The organism is Pelatocladus sp. BLCC-F211 (assembly GCF_041928655.1).
GTDB lineage: Bacteria > Cyanobacteriota > Cyanobacteriia > Cyanobacteriales > Nostocaceae > Pelatocladus.
Window position 1 is genome coordinate 1 of the sequence record NZ_JBHFLM010000222.1, and the last position, 17,279, is coordinate 17,279.

Here is a 17,279-nt window from a genome sequence, read left to right on the forward strand (position 1 = left end):
TGAATAAGTAAGCGCAACGCCTGTATCGCATCGGTAGCAGGTCTGAGCGTCTAGAGGCATCTTGACAATGCCCATTTGGATTCGGCTGTTGCTGAATCTGATGCGAGAATCTGCGTCTCTTCAGAGCGCAGAGTGTCAAACCCTACATTTTATTTTTACTGTAGAGACACGATGTTCCTCGCGTCTCTAAAAAAAATATGATGTTTGAGCGATTAAATAACCCCAGACATAGTTATGAATTATTTAGATTATCTCATTAACAAAAAATGTATTGATTGATGTTAATTAATAACTGTACTCATCCAAAAAAACTACCCATGAGTTAGTTTTTCAGAAAATATAAAAATTTTTTGGGGTAGGGGTTCGAGAATTAGGTAATCAAAATTCCTGCGACTTTGTCTGCATTCATTACCATACGTCCTACAAATTCGTCTCCGCCATCTTCAAAACTTAGCTTCCACAAATAAACTTGATATTGACTCTGTTTGAGACGACACAAATAAGTTATCGAATAACCTTCTTTCATGCGTGGAGCAAGCTGTTCACTAACACTCTCAAACATTTGCTTAGTTATGCCTTCTTTGTAGCCTGAATCACCCACAGTCGTAAAAAGCTCGTAATCTCCTGCTGCAATAGCATTTAAGATAGTCTGGAAACAATTGATAACATTTTGAGGGGGTATAGCATCATTCATAGAAAAATCCATTTTACAACTCAGTGGTATAACAACTATTAAATTATTGTATTTAGAGACATTCTAAATAGCACATCTCTACAACAATCAATAACAAAGTATTCATCGCAAAACCCGTGTAATCATGCTGTTAGCTTGAGACTCATATCCACCCCCAAACAAATTAAAATGATTGACAATGTGATACAAGTTATACAAACTCTTCCGTCGTTCATATCCTGATTCTAGGGGAAACACCTCGTCATAACCCTGATAAAACGCCGCCGGAAAACCTCCAAAAAGTTCAGTCATGGCGATGTCTACTTCTCTATCCCCAAAATAAGTTGCTGGATCAAAAATTACTGGTTCGCCTTTGACAGTACATCCAGCATTACCCCCCCACAAATCACCATGTACTAAGGAAGATTGCGGATGATAATCTGCTAAAATTTCAGGAATAGCTGTAAGTAACTCTTCAGCTTGCGGAAATCTACCACCCCGTCGCCTTGCTAATTGAAACTGATAACCCAGGCGATGCTTACCAAAGAATTCCACCCAGTTGGATGTCCACGTATTAATTTGGGGTGTAGAACCAATGGTATTATTTATATCCCAGCCAAAACCATTCTGACTCGTCACTTTGTGCATCGCCGCTAACTTACGCCCCATCTCTTGCCAGGTTTTGGTATTACCTGAACCCATTTCCAGCCACTCTAAAACCAAGTAACAAGAATTACCTGCTGTTCCATAACAGATTGGTTTGGGAACGCGGATAGTACCTGTATTGTACATTTGTTCTAAACCCAGCGCTTCCGCTTCAAACATGGAAGCTTGGGAGGCTTGATTTAGCTTTACAAAGTAGGTAAGCTTGTCATCAGATACAACGTAACCTTGATTTATGCACCCACCACCAACAGAACGTCGGTGTGCAGAGTGGAATTTTTCACCAGTGATTTGAGTAATATGGGTGTCGATATCAGTCCACATGATTTCGGAAAATTGGAAGGGGACAGGGGAAGGGAGACAAGGGAAGGGGGACAAGGGGAGCCACTGCGTTGCGCGGGTCCCCCGCGTTGTAGCACGTGGCGTGGACAAGGGAGAGAATAAACACCAATGACCAATGACAAACAACTAAATTGGTTTCATTACTACTACACCGTAAGCATCGGGGTTAAGATACTTTTGGGCAGCTTGAATTAAGTGTGTTGCATCCTGTGCTTGGATATGGCTGGGATAATCAAAAGCTGGCTCTAAATCACCTATTAGTGTTTGATAATAACCATATAAACGTGCGCGATCGCTCGGTGTTTCGTTGCTAAAAATAAATCTATTGGCTACTCGTTTGTGTACGCGGTTAATTTCTGATTCTTGCACTAACTCGGTTTGTAAGGTTCTGATGTGTTGGGCGATCGCTTCTTCTACTAACTTTAAATTTTCGACTGGACAGTGGGCAGAAATATAAAATGTCCCTTGCAACTGATGACTCATGTTACTCACAGAGATGTGAGAAGCCAGTCCCCGTTCTTCGCGTAAATCTCGGACTAATCTTGATGTCCGTCCATGTCCTAAAATTGCTGCTAAAATATCCAAAGCGTAAGTTTCATCAAGTTTATCTAAACCTGGAACTCGCCAAACCATTACTATTCGTGCTTGCTGTAAGCTTTGATCAGTAAATTCGTGTCGGACAATTTCAGTAAATGGTGCTTCGGGAGCAAGTGTTGGTAGTTGTTTGTTGGTAGTTAATTGTTGATTATTAGTTTTTGTAAAGCCTTCGGCAATAGTTGCGATTAATTCTTCTACTGGTAAATTACCCACAGCAACAGCAGTAATTGACTGGGGTTGATACCAAGTAGCGTGAAAATCTCGCATTTGTTGGGCTTTGAGTTGAGAGATGACTGCTTCTGGGCCTAATACTGGCCGCCGATAGGGTAATTGTGCAAAAGCCATTTCCATCGTCCTTCTGAAGGTACGGCGACGGGGATTATCTTCGGAACGCCGAATTTCTTCTAAGACTACCAACCTTTCCCGTTCAAAGGCATCATCAGGGATACTTGCATTAGTGACTACATCAATTTGCAGAGGCGCCAGAGCAGCAAAATCTTGAGGAGCAGTAGTTATATAGTAATGAGTATAATCCTGGCTGGTAGCAGCATTGGTAACAGCACCCCGCTCTTCAATTCTACGTTCAAATTCACCGCTTATGAGTTGCTCAGTTCCCTTAAAAATCATATGCTCTAAAAAGTGAGCCATGCCGTTAATTGCATCTGTTTCTATGGCTGAACCAACGTTAATCCACAAATTCAGGTTAACCGCATCTATCGGCATTTGCTCCGCTATGATTGTTAAACCATTATTAGGCAACTGGTGTAGTGTGGGAGCATTTAGACGAGGAAATTTTAGCAGGGTCGAGGTCATGGGTTGTTGTAAGTGAGCCATTACTTCTATCTTACATAGGACGTCAATTTGTCGTTGAGCTTGTTTGATAGCTTTCTCAGTTTTCTTTAAAAATCTTGGGTTATACAATTTTGGATTTTGGATTTGGAAACTCTTTGTGCATAAGAGTTCTGTAAGTACATCAAATTGCTGTTAGGTTCATAATGCCCATTGGAATCTGAATAGAAAAACTCCAATAGTTATTATATTAATTTTTTTGAAGTACTATGAATCTAGAAATTAATTTGTTATAACTATTGAAGATGCATCAATGCTTGCTTTCAAATCTGGTTTATAAAGAGAATTTTAAATTTTCTAGGTTGCGTTAATTTGGTAGAACGCAATGTCTAAATATGTTGTTTTGAAACGCACTAAAGACATAAGTTAATAACATGTTCGCGCTTGCATTACTAAAAACTCACTAAAACTAGGCAAGCTTAGAATCAATGAAGCGGAAATGTAAGATTCACTTTATAAACTATCTCAAACTTAAGTATTCCGTCTGGAAAGTTCAGAAATAACATAGAAGGCAGAATCATAAAAGTTTTTTCTGTCTCCTGTTTAGTTGTCGCAATTTAACAAATTATTCCTTGATACCAATTTAATATGAAGACGCATACAAAGACCCCACCCCTCCCCTAACCCCTCCCAGCAAGCGGGGAGGGGTTAGGGGAGGGGTAAAATTCTATGCAGCTTCACGAAGAATTGGTATGAGGGTACAAAAAAGCGGAGAAATCCTGGGAATCATTCCGTAATCCATAGACGCACGAAGTTTTGTAGGTTGGGTGTAGCGACAGCGAAACCCAACATTATAGTCTCGTTAATGTTGGGTTACACTCCGTTCTACCCAACCTACATAATGTCCTTTTTGAAAAACTCCAGGTTTCAAGATGGACGAGGTTTAAACAAATAACTGCTAAAAGTTGATTTTACTTACAGCAATAAAACATTCAGAAGGATATCTCTCTAGACTTTTTGTTTAGCAAAGCATGTAAATCACACAATATTTATTTGGTCAATATATAAGTTTTGCAAGGTTAAATCATGAGTGAAACCATGCAGCCTGTGATTTTTTTCGATATTGGTGAGACTCTTGGAACTCCGAGAATTTCACCTTTTCCCTATCGTATTGAAGGTTTAGATGTTTACCCTTATGTACCAGATGTGTTGCGTCAGTTGCAGGAGCGCAACCTTCGCATCGGGATTATATCGAATATCGGCGATGATACACCCGAAAACGTGAAGAGAGTGCTGCAAGAATGCCAAATCTATGACTTTTTCGACCCTAATCTACTCATCTATGGTGCAAAAGACTCCCCGGAAATATTTGAGCGTGCAGCACGTCAAGCAGGTCATGCTAATAATCCGCAGCAATGTCTATTTGTCGGAGAGGATAGTCAGGAGCGCAGTTATGCAATCCAAGCAGGTTGGCGAGTAGCTCCGCATCCGTGTTTAGTTTTGGAAGTTCTGAATGGCAGCCATTTAAGATATATGCGCGTTACCGTTCCCAGGGAGCAGAGTGAACAAGCATGGCGGCCAGTAATGAGAACGCTGCCCGTGGTGCCATTGTATGTGACAGGCTCACAAGGAAGCAAAGTTTATGCGATCGCCTCCACAGAAACTGCTGCAAAACTTGATGATTTGGGATTTGAGGTTGATCGCCTTGGCTTTGAAGATCAGCCTTTGACCTCAGAATTATATCTTCTGCGAGACGATAGACAAACTCGCACTGGTTTTCTGGCTGCACAAGGACATTCCACTCACTTCTTTACCAAAGATCAAGAATCCCAATGGGTATTATCTTCATCAAGTGAAGGACTGTATGTTGCTTTACCTGCGGGGCGATCAGTAGAGGAATATCACTTTGAGGAAGCCTATCACGGACACAATCTCAAGCTCATGCCTGATTTGAGCTTGCTAGAGCCATTTGGAGAGGGCAAAAACCAAAGAACTGCAAAATTTCTCGAAATACCTCAACAAGAGCCATCTTTAACCCCTGAAGAATTGGAAAAGCTTGGCGAAATTACTCCTCAAGTAATTACTAGCTACCTTGACCGTTATAGTGGGATGAAACCACTAGACGCCGCAAGTCAAATCACAATCAAGAGTCGGCATATTCAAAATCCTGATAATGCGGTGGTGACGGAAGCACTTGCAAGGGATTTCATGGGGATAGGTGGTGATAGTTTTACTGTCAGGTTGTACCCATTCATTCATGAGGGGCGGCTTCTACATAATGTCGAGGCAGAACTGCGCGGTGCAGAGTCCGATGAATTTGTCCTAATTACCGCACACTTGGATTCCACAGCAGCCTTTAGCGACCATTTCGATCCGCAAACAGATATTGCTCCTGGTAGGGATGATGACGCCAGTGGTGTTGCTGCTGTTTTAGCAATAGCGGGTGTGATCAAGAAATTAGCTACCATCAAACCACCAAAGCATTCTATCCGATTTGTACTGTTTAACGCCGAAGAACATGGTTTGATTGGCAGTAAAGCTTATGCTAGAGGACAGGCGGCGATCGCAGCTCCCATCGTTGCTGTTTACCAGATGGACATGATTGGCTACAATGTCAATCCGCCACGTTCTTTTGAGGTTCATGTCGGTTATTTGCCTAACAAAGACGTGCAGAACAGGTCTTTGCTGCTCGCGCAACGCCTAGAACGGGTAACAAAACAGATATCTCCAGCACTTCAGCCATTGCAAATTTACACCAGTAAAGGCTGGCTGGATAGAGACAGAGATCCAGCAGAAGGCAGAAGCGATCATGCTAGTTTTCATGAGCGGGGATACGCCGCCTGTGTGGTTTCAGAGGATTTCTTTGCAGGCCCGCTACTAGATTCACCTGCTGCTGAGGCAAATCCCAACTATCACATGAAAACTGATACCTTTGTTGATCCGGAATATGCGACTGACATTGCCCGTGCGATCGCCGCAGCCGCCTGGGTAACTGCAAATTTGTAACATCAACTTCTGTGCATCTGTGTGAATTCACATAACCAAATTACAAACACTCAGGAGTAAAATCATGTCTTGTCATCATCATAATTGTCACAATCCCTTACATTGCTTCGTTCCCCCTCACATCATAGATCACCTAGCAGAGTCAGATGACCCGGAAATTCGGCGTATGGCTATTGATACCATCAAACACTCAGTTTCCGCTCGTAGCCTGCGGGAGACACTTGCCAAAATGCCAATGATGGCAGCAATACCATCACCAGCAAGGACAAAAGACCGTCTTGTCTACGATATAAATCATTGGAGATGGGATCGAATGCTACCAGGCAAACTTGTCCGTTCAGAGGGCGATCCCCCAGTACAAGATGAGGCTGTAAATGAGGCATACGACTACGCTGGAGTTACTTACGATTTCTACAACGAAATATTCAACCGCAACTCCTTAGATGACCAAGGAATGTCACTTATTTCTAGCGTGCATTTTGGCAGGAACACAAATAATGCTTTTTGGAATGGCGAACAGATGATTTACGGGGATGGAGATGAAATCATCTTTACCAGATTTACAAAAGCCTTGGACGTAGTTGCCCACGAGTTAACACATGGAGTAGTCCAATTTACAAGTAATCTGGACTACTGGGATGAGTCAGGCGCATTAAATGAACACTTTGCTGACGCGATGAGTGCCTTAGTCAAGCAGTGGTATCTCAAGCAGGATGTTACCCAAGCCGACTGGCTCATGGGTGATGCTATTATGGCACCAAACATCCAAGCCAAGAGCATTCGCACCTTCAAGGCCCAAAAAGCTTATGACAACGACCCAAAATTAGGAACCGATCCGCAACCGAAACACATGAAGGACAAATACACAGGCAATGAGGATCGTCGTGGTGTGCATATCAACTCTGGTATTCCCAATCATGCTTTCTATCTAGTAGCGATGGAACAAGGTGGATACGCATGGGAGAAAGTCGGGCCAATTTGGTATCAAACACTGAAAAATCTTAATCAGACTAGTAATTTCCAAGAAGCTGCATCTATGACCCATCAAGTTGCAGGTGCGATGTTTGGTAGTGGCTCCTTAGAACAACAAGCAGTGAAAAAGGGATGGGATGGTGTCGGTATTTCAGTTTAAGGAAGTAATTTAAAGCCAAATTAACCATATTTGAAAGAGAATGATCATGACAACTAAATCAGAAACTAAATCATCTGCATCCAAACCTGTAGAAGAGTTCCATAAGCTCGTTGCTCAAAAGGGATTTGGGCGTGCTGTTGCCGAAAAAATGCTGGAATTGCCCCCAGAAGTAGATCCGCCGGTGTTAGGCTCGCGGATGCGAATTTGGAAGCAAGACCCTTCCGTTAAAGGATTGGAACTACCAAGAACTGTTTACATTCACACTCAAGTCAATGACGGCCCTAGCGATTCCCAAATTGCTATCCAGGGTATTGCTTCTGTGGCTGCGGATCTAAATCGGGATTTTCTATTAGATCCTGCTGCAAACATGGAAGCTTTCGACGCGGTACATACTTATACTATTGTTCGCCAAGTGCTGACAATGTTCCAGCGAGTTTTGAACAAAAAGCTGGATTGGCAGTGGAATACAAATGGCAACGAGCAAGTAATCAATGTTTATCCCCATGCGGGAGAGACAGAAAATGCCTATTATGACCGTGATGAAAAAGCTTTAAAATTTTTCTATTTCACCCCTCCTCGAAACTCAGGGTTAACATTGAAAGTTTTTACCTGCCGTTCCTTAGATGTTGTCGCTCATGAAACCGGACACGCAGTGCTAGATTCACTCAAACCAGAATGGATCTTGTGGAATGCGCCAGCACAAACAGGAGCGCTGCATGAATCATTCGGGGATTTGACTTCCATCTTCCTGATTCTGTCTCAAATGGATTTGGTTGAGTATATTGTGGCTGAAACAAAGGCGGATTTACATCAAAAGAATGTAGTAGCCGCCTTGGCAGAAGAATTTGGATTGGCTTTTAAAATGACCAATGGGTTGCGAAATGCGGATAATGATCTGAAACTCAGTGAGGTTACTCCTGAAGTGCATGATCTGTCCCAGGTATTTACCGGCGGAGTTTTCGACATTTTGGCAGATTTGTTCACTTCACGCAGAGATCCGCGTGTACGAGATAGCGCCGAAGTCCTTTACCAAACTGGCAAATACATGGCTGGACTCGTGCTACGTGCGATTATTCAGGCACCAAATACTAATGCTACCTTTGCAGATGTTGCCAATGCCATGATTGCAATTGCCAAAGCAGATGGCGAGGAAGATTGTGCTAAGTTTGTGCAGAAACACTTTGAATTTCGGGAAGTTTTAGGAGCAAAAGCCTTTGCCGCTCCTATTGATTTATCACATTTTGGTATGTATCCGAGTCGCCGTTGCTCTTGCGGTACAATGCAGCACCCACAATATCGACCAACAATTCCTAACTTAAACGGCAAAAAGGGTAACTAATACCATTTTGGATTTTAGATTACCCTGCGGGAAGCTGCTTACGCGTCAATACTGCTCGGTTAGGAATTTGTCGTCGTAATTTTGGGCATGTAGAGACGTTGCACTGCAACGTCTCTACAGGTTTTAAATGTCAATCGATTTGTCTTATCCGAGCAGTATTGGCTTACGCGTCTATGGATTTTAGATTGGGAAATTCTTTGTGCATAAGAATTCTGTTGGCTTATCTGTCGCATTCTTTTTTTCAAGCAGGCTGTTTCTTTCAGGGGATGGCAATAACAAAGTAGTGAGTGTGAAGTATGAAGTATGAGGTGTAAAGTATGAAGTATTTATCTTTATATTTTGTATCTTTTATCCTTCTTTTTTCCCTTACTTATCTGCCAATTAGTGAGGTTTACTCAACCATGAAAGTTAAGTTTTCTCAATCAGGAGGATACGCAGGTTTGAGAAGGGGTTGCGAACTGGATACAGACTCGCTCCCCAGCGACGAAGCTGCTAAGTTACAGTCCTTGGTGGAACAAAGTGGTATTTTGCAAGCTGAAAGTAGACACGCGCCGCACGCTCGCGATTTATTCAATTACAACATTACGATTGAAACGAGTGAGGATGATGCCATACGCACAGTATCATTTGATGATCTGAGCCTACCGGAAAGCGCGGAACCACTGCTTGAGTATCTGCAAGATTGTGCTAAACCACTCTCAAAGTGATTGCAAAAGCTTGAAGAGAACACGGGGACACGGGGATACGGAGCGCAACCCTTCTTCGTGTCTTTGCGTCTTTTTGGTCAAATTCTCTCCATGCCCAATTTTTGTAGTAATTTGAGTTAAATTAAAATTAGAATTGTTAAGAAATATTTATTGTGATCAATGCCAGGTCATCGTGTTGGCAAAATCAAATCCCGTGTAATTGTGATTGGTGCAGGAATTGGCGGACTTACTGCTGGAGCTTTACTGGCGCGTCGAGGTTATAGTGTCCTCATCTTAGATCAAGCCTTAGTGCCTGGTGGTTGTGCTTCTACATTTAAACGCAAAGGCTTTACTTTTGATGTGGGTGCAACTCAAGTTGCAGGTTTGGAACCTGGAGGAATTCATCAGCGGATTTTCTCTGAATTAGAAATTGATCTCCCCCCAGCAATACCTTGTGATCCTGCTTGTGCGGTGTTTTTACCTGGAGAAAATACACCCATTAATGTTTGGCGCGATCGCCAAAAATGGCAAGAAGAACGCCAGCGCCAGTTTCCTGATAGTGAACCTTTTTGGCAGTTAATTGCAGCACTATTTAAAGCTAGCTGGAAATTTCAAGGGCGTGATCCAGTACTTCCACCGCGTAACATTTGGGATTTGTTGCAGCTGACTAAGGCAGTCCGTCCTGGTACTTTAATTACAGTACCTTATACGTTATTTACGGTCGGGGATGCGTTACGTGCTTATAAATTGGCAGACGATCGCCGCTTACGGACATTTCTGGATTTGCAACTAAAGCTATATTCTCAGGTAGATGCAGAAGAAACAGCATTACTTTACGCTGCAACAGCCTTGAGTGTATCTCAGGAACCACAAGGATTGTTTCATCTCCAAGGTAGTATGCAGGTGTTGAGCGATCGCTTAGTTTCTGTCTTGGAAAGAGATGGTGGTAAATTATTAATGCGCCACACCGTTGAACAAATCAAAGTAGCCCAAGGTAAAGCTAAGGCTGTAGTGATTCGCAATCAAAAAACTGGGGAAACTTGGACAGAATCAGCCGACCATATAGTTGCAAATGTGACAGTCCAGAATTTAGTAAAATTGCTGGGTGAAAAAGCTCCATCTGGGTATAAAAAGCGGGTAGAAAAACTGCCACCTGCATCCGGTGCATTTGTGGTGTATCTAGGGGTGGATGCAAGTGCGATTCCTCTTGATTGTCCCCCCCACCTGCAATTTATGTATGATGCCAATGGCCCAATTGGCGAAAATAATTCCCTATTTGTATCTGTCAGTCATCCCGGTGATGGTCGTGCGCCTACAGGTAAAGCTACAATTATTGCTTCTTCGTTTGTAGACCCGGAAACTTGGTGGAATACAGATAATTACGAAGGATTAAAACAAAAGTTCACAGAAGACGCGATCGCTCGTTTGGCACAATATTTTTATTTAAAACCAGAAACCATCATTCATATCGAAGCCGCCACACCCCGTACCTTTGCTCATTACACAGCACGCGATCGCGGTATTGTTGGTGGTATTGGTCAAAGAATACCGACATTCGGCCCCTTTGGATTTGCCAATCGTACACCCATAGATCATCTCTGGTTAGTTGGTGACTCCACCCATCCGGGCGAAGGTACAGCAGGTGTGAGTTATTCGGCGCTTACAGTTGTTAGGCAAATAGATGGTTAATGGGGATTGGGGATTGGGGACCTGCTCCCCAATCCCCTCATGGCAAAAACCGATCTAAAGCAGCTTTAAGTTGTTCAATCTCTACATCAATATTGCCGTCTTCTGCGGCTCTAGCGATACATTCAGTTAAATGTTCATCTAAAACTATTCGTGCTACTTTATCCAGCGCACCTCTAACTGCGGCAATTTGTAACAACACATCAGGACAAGGGCTATTTTGCTGTACCATGGTTTTGATCCCGCGAATATGTCCTTCTATGCGCGACAGTCGATTTACCAATTTTCGCAAAGACTCTTCACTGTGAACGTGGGGATGAGGCGACTGTTCATGTTTGTGAGTCTCGTCTGTAGATCCGTGGTCTGTATTTTCTAAAAGTACATCGTCATCTTGCTCAAAACTAGGCAAAGATGATTTAGGCGATCGCTTCGATCCATTCATTGGTCACTATTTGGCATTCTGGTAATACATTAGATCCTAGCTTATAGCAACACATCCTTGCTTCAAGACGCGATGATACTCTTACCTTGAAGCCGCTCTTACGAGCGTCTACGCGTCTCTACAATATGGTCTGTCATACCATTTCACAAAAATCTTGATACAAATACAGGTGTGTAGAGACGTAGCATTGCTACGTCTCTACAAGATTCAATATGTATCGCTATTAACGTGAAATGGTATCACATTATTTTTTCAAATTGGTATTACACCCTAAAACCTACACCTATGGGTGTGGAGTATTTTTGAATTGTGATGCTCCGCAATGATGGCAAATAGCTAAAGTAAAGAAAAGCACTGAAAAATTATATTAAAGTTGCAAAGCAGTAATGCTTGTTAATCATATTAGTCATAACCATAAGAAAGCTCTCCTAGACTTTGGCCGTACTCTGAAAATTAATCCCAACCATACTTTTACACTGATGCGTTGTGGTCAAATTTATCACTCTATGCAGCGTTACGAAGATGCTCTCAAGGATTTTGATCGCGCTATTGAACTTGACCCCAATTTTATTCAAGCATTCGCAATTCGGGGTGAAACTTATCGGTTAATGCAACGTTATGACGATGCACTCCAAGATTTTAACCGGGCGATCGCACTTAAACCTAACTTTGAGTGGGCGTTAGCAAGTCGGGGTCAAATTTATTACTCAATGCAGCGCTACAACGAAGCCCTTCAAGACTTTAACTATGCAATTAAAATTAACCCTAACTTGGATTGGGTGTTGGCAAGTCGGGGTCAAACTTATCAATTAATGCAAATTTACCAACAAGCACTCCAAGACTTTGACCAGGCGATTAAACTCAACCCCGGTAATGCTTGGGCGTTAGCTGGGCGGGGTGAAACTTATCGCTTGATGCAGCGGTATAAACAAGCACTGAAAGATTTTGATTGTGCGATCGCACTTAACCCTAATTATGCTTGGGTGTTGGTAACTAGGGGGGAAGTTTACTTGCTGCTCAAACGATACAAAGATGCTCTGGCAGATTTTAACAAAGCTATAGAGTTGGAATCTGATCATGATTGGTGTTTGTATGTTCGAGCTTTAGCCTACCAAGCCCTGAAACAACCAGAAAAAGCGCGTTCAGACCTAGCTAGTGCAGTTCAAATTGCTAAAGAGCGTTATAAACAAGATTCTCAAGACTGGCACAATACGTTTAATTTAGCTCTGTACTATTTGGCTGTTGATTATACTTCCACAGCAGAGCAGATATACCGATATGCTTTATCTCAGGGTGCTTGTTTGCAGTGTATTCATGAGGCGATCCGTGACTTGGATGATTTTTTAACCATCTTTCCTAATCATATACATGCTCAATCTCTGCGCCAATTGTTACAGTCGGCTTTAGGTGTAGGGAATGGGGAATGGAGAACGGGGAATTAGTTGTACTTTCCACAGTCATTGCACCCCACCCCCAACCCCTCCCCGCTTGCGGGGAGGGGCGGTTTTGGCGTTAGTTTTGTAGGGTGTGTTGTCGCGCAGCGCAACGCACCATTACAGATTTTCGATGCGTTAGGACGTTCCGTCCATAACGCACCCTACCAATTTCAAGCTATTTGAAACATTTTCCCTAATTCACACTTGTTACTGGGATTCAATCATTTAATTGCAGCCATGAATCAATTTAAACCCTTTTATGCTTCTGGATGATTTAGCTTATTTACTACTTGCTTATTCCGGAGAGTGACAGAAGAGGGTTATGATCCCACAGCGATTAGTACTGTTCAACGGAGTTCTAAACCAACAGCTGCTTGTCCTGCATTTTAACTTCGTGCCTCAGTGTCTTGGTGGTTCAAAAATTGACTTTTTAACCACCAAGACACCAAGACACCAAGAAAAGCAGGGCTGAATAAATTACCCAGCCAGTGCGATCGCTTGTCTGAATTTGGGAACACTGAATCTAGTTTCCACAGGAGTGATAAAAATGACCGCTAATCGCATCAGTGCCAATCTTTCCGCAGCAGATAGAGAAGAAGTCATGCAAGCGATCGCAACTATCAAAGCCAAGTTACCGTTTTTGATGGATTTAACAACTGAGGAGCGTAAATCGCTACCAAAGTTAGGCGATAAAAGCCGTGCATTTGTCAGTAAAACATTGGAAGTCGCCACCCAGAATCCCGATTTTTTACCTCGTTCCTTTGATTTGGATGAAATGCGCCGGGATGTGGAACTATTTGAAGCATTGTATCCAATTCTGCTATCCATCACGCAACTACAAGAATTACTAGATGATACTTTTGTTGCAGTTGGTAGTGAAGCTTACGCAGCCGGATTATTAGTGTATAACTACGCCAAAGCGAATGGTAGAGGTGCGGGATTAGATGCGGCTTTAGATGACATGGGACGACGCTTTGCTAGAAAAACTCCCAAAGTCCAGCCTCAACCTTCTTAAGGTTTTTTACCCAAAGCGCATAGCTAAATTTTTCCGTATTTACCGAAAATTAAAGAATAAAAGTTCAAGTCTGCTTTAAGCAGACTACTTGATTTGCTTGAGTCGTCTTCAGACGACTTATGCTATTAGCTAAGGGTTTAAACCCTTAGTGGTACATTGAAAAAATTGGGATGCTCTCCAAGAATTTTCTCGTTTTAAACAAGAACTTTCCCACTTCAAACAAGAATTTTCTTATTCCAAACAAGAACTTTCTCACTTCAAACAAGAACTTTCTCACTCCAAACAAGAATTTTCTTGTTCCAAACAAGAATTTTCTCACTTCAAACAAGAATTTTCCCGCTTCAAACAAGAATCTTTCCACTCCAAACAAGAACTTTCTCACTCCAAACAAGAACTTTCCCACTTCAAACAAGAATCTTCCTGTTTCAAGTCATATCAAGTTCGGATAATTAGTTATACTTCCCACAGTCATTGCACCCCACCCCTAACCCCTCCCCGCAAGCGGGGAGGGGTGGCGAAGTCGGGGAGGGGTTCTTTGGGATTTATAAGTAATCAAGCGAACCTGATATAAGAATCTTTCCACTTCAAACAAAAACTTTCCCCACTCCCCGACCTGCAACAATTATCACCAAAAATTGGTATCGTTAAGATACCAGGTGCAGCAATAGAAAACATCGAAAATCAGTCATTTTTTACTTTATTTGCAGTAAATTCTATACATGCCTGAAGACTTTCGGAAGTTCGCTGATACAACTGGCGATTTTACCGTTCCTGGTGATCACATTAGCATTGACACTCCGATTCATCAGGGACAAAAACGGTTATTCCCCACAAAATTTATCCGCTATTCCAGTTGTGTTCATTTTGTGGGGCGAGAACAGGAACTGGCTACTGTGCATCAAGAATTGCGCCAGGGAAATTATGTTGCGGTAGTGGGGATGGAAGGGGTAGGTAAAACCGAATTTGTCACCCAATACGCCAGACAATATGAAAATGTCTATGGGGGAATAGCTTGGTTTGACGCAAGCCAAACCAATCTCACCGCCGAAATTCTGCAATTCTTTCGGTTACAGTTTGGTTTGGAAATTCCCCAAAAACAAGGAAAAAAACTCTTAAGTCTCAATGAACAAGTCGCTTGGTGTTGGTCTAAATATCCTGAATCTTCTTCGCCAATCTTAATTATTTTTGACAATATTACTGACCTCACCAATTTCCGCGAAGTTGTCCCCACCGATTTGCGTTTTCGAGTCCTGGTGACTACAAGGATACGGTATTTAGACCCCAGTTTTCTGCAAGAAATTTCCTTAAATGTTCTCTCACCCCAACAAGAACCAGGAAAAGCATTAGAACTTTTACAAAAGTTTTTAGGAGACACAGACAAGCGAATTGACAATGAACTAGAAACCGCCTTCGCAATCTGCAAATTTTTGAGATTTTTGCCTTTGGGGATAAAGTTAGTCGGGGGCTATTTAGCAAAAAACCCGGAACTATCTCTAAATATCATGCTTGAGCGGTTGCAAGACCAGAAATTAGCAGACGCAACCCTCCATCAAGGAGAAAATCTCAGTGCATCACAACGGGGAATCAAAGCCGCTTTTGGTTTAATTTGGTCAGACCTCGACCCCTTGGCGCAACAACTGGGAAAATTGTTGAGTTTATTTTCTCCCCAGTTGAGTGTTTGGGATTTCGTGGTTTGGGTAGCAACAGGATATACAGAACAAGCAAAGCAAGAACAACACAAACAGCTAATTTGGTCAGCAGATGAATTGAACGCCGCCAAAAAACAACTTTGCGATCGCAACTTACTACAACAGTTAGAACATAGAGACAAATGTTATCAGATTCATTCTTTATTGCGGTTGTTTTTCCAGGAAAAGTTAGCGGAATCTGGCGAGGTTAAGTCTGTCCTAGAAAAAATATTTGCCAATCATGCGATCGCCCTTGCCAAAACTATCCCTGATTCCCTTACTCTTAAAGATGTCAAATTCTTTCGAGACATCATTCCCCATCTTGAAGACTTGGGAAGGCGTTTAATTGCAGAGATCAGCGAAACCACACAGCAACAGACAAATTCTCTGGCTGTAAATTGTGTAGATGAAGTCGCCTGGATATTTGTGGGGGTGGGAAGATTTTACCAAGGACAAGGATTATATAAATTAGCAGAATTTTGGTATGAGCAATCTCTACAAGTTTGTCAGGCTTTGTTTTCAGGCGACCATCCCGACTTGGCTACAAGCTTGAACGGTTTAGCAGAATTCTACCGTTCCCAAAGGGTATATACCGAAGCCGAACCCTTCTACACCCAAGCCCTAGCCATGAGAAAGCGCCTCTATGAAGGCGATCATCCCGACTTAGCCCAAAGCTTAAACGGATTAGCAAGGCTTTACAAAAGCCAAAAGCGTTACACTGAAGCCGAACCTCTTTACATCGAAGCCCTAGTGATGAGAAACCGCCTGTATGAAGGCGATCATCTCGACTTAGCCCAAAGCTTGAACAGTTTAGCGAGTCTTTACAAAATCCAAGGGCGGTACACCGAAGCTGAACCTCTCTACATCGAAGCCTTAGCGATGAGAAAGCGCCTGTATCAAGACGACCACCCCGATATAGCACAAAGCTTGAACAGTTTAGCAGGTCTTTACAAAAATCAAGGACGATACACCGAAGCCGAACCTCTTTACACTGAAGCCCTCGCCATCAGGAAACGTCTATATCAAGGCGACAATTCCGATTTAGCCCAAAGCTTGAACAATTTAGCTTTACTCTACAACGGTCAAGGGCGGCACACCGAAGCCGAACCACTTTACATCGCCGCCCTAGCCATGAGAAAGCGCCTGTATACAAGCGAACATCCCGACCTAGCCCAAAGCTTGAACAATTTAGCATCTCTCTACAATAGCCAAGGGCGATACACCGAAGCCGAACTCCTGTTTCAAGAGGCACTGGCGATGAGAAAGCAGCTGTATGAAGGCGACTATCCCGATGTCGCTACAAGCTTGAACAATTTAGCTTCACTCTACCGTTCCCAAGGGCAATATGCCAAAGCCGAACCTCTGTTAAAAGAAGCCTTGGTGATGTGCGAACGCTTACTAGGGGTTAACCATGCTTGGACAGGGAAAATCCGAGAAAATCTCAGCAACCTGCAAAAGCAGCGTCATTCTGTTTCCCTCTGGATGCGTTGCTTAGGTTGGGGGCGAATTTTGTTGACGATAGTAATTTTACCGATTTTTATACCCTGGTTGTTAGTTAAAAAGTTGACTTTGATTTTTCGTCGGTTTGGTTAAGGGATTTTTTGGGTATAGAGGTATGGGGATTTAGGCAATACGGTTCGGTTAATACCAATTCTGTGTGAAGATGCGCCAAAATAAAAATAGGTGCGTGCTAAAGGTGAGCGTCATGACCCGTCCGTTTCAAGTTGAGATTTCAGAAAGCCAACAAGAGTTGGAAAAAGCCCTCAAACATGCCACCACAGCAAG

General features: G+C 42.7%; 12 protein-coding genes. 8 read left to right on the plus strand and 4 right to left on the minus strand.

Annotated features, from left to right (window positions below; all coding sequences use genetic code 11):
• Positions 1-370: 370 nt before the first annotated feature.
• From ACE1AT_RS26260 to ACE1AT_RS26270, 3 genes are all read right to left on the minus strand, one after another.
• Positions 371-694: a hypothetical protein gene (locus tag ACE1AT_RS26260; RefSeq protein ID WP_374873760.1), complete on the minus strand. Its 324-nt coding sequence runs from the start codon at positions 692-694 to the stop codon at positions 371-373.
• A gap of 102 nt (positions 695-796) precedes the next feature.
• Complete coding sequence (locus tag ACE1AT_RS26265; protein ID WP_374873762.1) at positions 797-1,660, minus strand: fructosamine kinase family protein; 864 nt, start codon at positions 1,658-1,660, stop codon at positions 797-799.
• Positions 1,661-1,804: 144 nt separating this feature from the next.
• Entirely contained in the window at positions 1,805-3,088 is a 1,284-nt protein-coding gene (locus ACE1AT_RS26270) for a M16 family metallopeptidase (RefSeq protein WP_374873782.1), read from the minus strand.
• A 1,062-nt stretch (positions 3,089-4,150) separates the two neighbouring features.
• On the opposite strand from ACE1AT_RS26270, the gene ACE1AT_RS26275 reads away from it, so the two are divergent.
• From ACE1AT_RS26275 to crtD, 5 genes are all read left to right on the plus strand, one after another.
• The gene (locus tag ACE1AT_RS26275; protein WP_374873764.1) at positions 4,151-6,070 is read left to right on the plus strand and encodes a M28 family peptidase; all 1,920 of its coding nucleotides are present in this window, start codon (positions 4,151-4,153) and stop codon (positions 6,068-6,070) included.
• Positions 6,071-6,134: 64 nt separating this feature from the next.
• A complete protein-coding gene (locus ACE1AT_RS26280) occupies positions 6,135-7,202 on the plus strand; it encodes a M4 family metallopeptidase (protein ID WP_374873766.1) in 1,068 nt (355 codons plus the stop codon).
• A gap of 46 nt (positions 7,203-7,248) precedes the next feature.
• Positions 7,249-8,541, plus strand: coding sequence for a hypothetical protein (locus ACE1AT_RS26285; RefSeq protein WP_374873768.1), 1,293 nt, complete (start codon positions 7,249-7,251; stop codon positions 8,539-8,541).
• Positions 8,542-8,942: 401 nt separating this feature from the next.
• A complete protein-coding gene (locus ACE1AT_RS26290) occupies positions 8,943-9,248 on the plus strand; it encodes a protealysin inhibitor emfourin (protein ID WP_374873770.1) in 306 nt (101 codons plus the stop codon).
• A gap of 159 nt (positions 9,249-9,407) precedes the next feature.
• Positions 9,408-10,916 carry a C-3',4' desaturase CrtD gene (gene crtD / locus ACE1AT_RS26295; RefSeq protein WP_374873772.1) on the plus strand — a complete coding sequence of 503 codons (1,509 nt, stop codon included), beginning with the start codon at positions 9,408-9,410 and terminating at the stop codon, positions 10,914-10,916.
• 37 nt (positions 10,917-10,953) lie between these two features.
• On the opposite strand, the gene ACE1AT_RS26300 is transcribed toward crtD, so the two are convergent.
• Positions 10,954-11,355, minus strand: coding sequence for a metal-sensing transcriptional repressor (locus ACE1AT_RS26300; protein ID WP_374873774.1), 402 nt, complete (start codon positions 11,353-11,355; stop codon positions 10,954-10,956).
• A 386-nt stretch (positions 11,356-11,741) separates the two neighbouring features.
• Here ACE1AT_RS26300 and ACE1AT_RS26305 point away from each other — a divergent pair, with 386 nt between their 5' ends.
• From ACE1AT_RS26305 to ACE1AT_RS26315, 3 genes are all read left to right on the plus strand, one after another.
• A complete protein-coding gene (locus ACE1AT_RS26305) occupies positions 11,742-12,797 on the plus strand; it encodes a tetratricopeptide repeat protein (protein WP_374873776.1) in 1,056 nt (351 codons plus the stop codon).
• Positions 12,798-13,338: 541 nt separating this feature from the next.
• Positions 13,339-13,806 (plus strand): hypothetical protein, encoded by a 468-nt coding sequence (locus ACE1AT_RS26310; protein WP_374873778.1) that lies wholly within the window; start codon positions 13,339-13,341, stop codon positions 13,804-13,806.
• A 719-nt stretch (positions 13,807-14,525) separates the two neighbouring features.
• Complete coding sequence (locus tag ACE1AT_RS26315) at positions 14,526-17,087, plus strand: tetratricopeptide repeat protein (RefSeq protein ID WP_374873780.1); 2,562 nt, start codon at positions 14,526-14,528, stop codon at positions 17,085-17,087.
• Positions 17,088-17,279 lie beyond the last annotated feature (192 nt).

Coding starts and splice junctions, on each gene's coding strand:
- ACE1AT_RS26260 (WP_374873760.1), bottom strand. CDS start 694: ATGAATGATGCTATACCCCCTCAAAATGTTATCAATTGTTTCCAGACT.
- ACE1AT_RS26300 (WP_374873774.1), bottom strand. CDS start 11,355: ATGAATGGATCGAAGCGATCGCCTAAATCATCTTTGCCTAGTTTTGAG.
- ACE1AT_RS26305 (WP_374873776.1), top strand. CDS start 11,742: ATGCTTGTTAATCATATTAGTCATAACCATAAGAAAGCTCTCCTAGAC.
- ACE1AT_RS26280 (WP_374873766.1), top strand. CDS start 6,135: ATGTCTTGTCATCATCATAATTGTCACAATCCCTTACATTGCTTCGTT.
- ACE1AT_RS26270 (WP_374873782.1), bottom strand. CDS start 3,088: ATGACCTCGACCCTGCTAAAATTTCCTCGTCTAAATGCTCCCACACTA.
- ACE1AT_RS26275 (WP_374873764.1), top strand. CDS start 4,151: ATGAGTGAAACCATGCAGCCTGTGATTTTTTTCGATATTGGTGAGACT.
- ACE1AT_RS26265 (WP_374873762.1), bottom strand. CDS start 1,660: ATGTGGACTGATATCGACACCCATATTACTCAAATCACTGGTGAAAAA.
- ACE1AT_RS26310 (WP_374873778.1), top strand. CDS start 13,339: ATGACCGCTAATCGCATCAGTGCCAATCTTTCCGCAGCAGATAGAGAA.
- ACE1AT_RS26315 (WP_374873780.1), top strand. CDS start 14,526: ATGCCTGAAGACTTTCGGAAGTTCGCTGATACAACTGGCGATTTTACC.
- ACE1AT_RS26290 (WP_374873770.1), top strand. CDS start 8,943: ATGAAAGTTAAGTTTTCTCAATCAGGAGGATACGCAGGTTTGAGAAGG.
- ACE1AT_RS26285 (WP_374873768.1), top strand. CDS start 7,249: ATGACAACTAAATCAGAAACTAAATCATCTGCATCCAAACCTGTAGAA.
- crtD (WP_374873772.1), top strand. CDS start 9,408: ATGCCAGGTCATCGTGTTGGCAAAATCAAATCCCGTGTAATTGTGATT.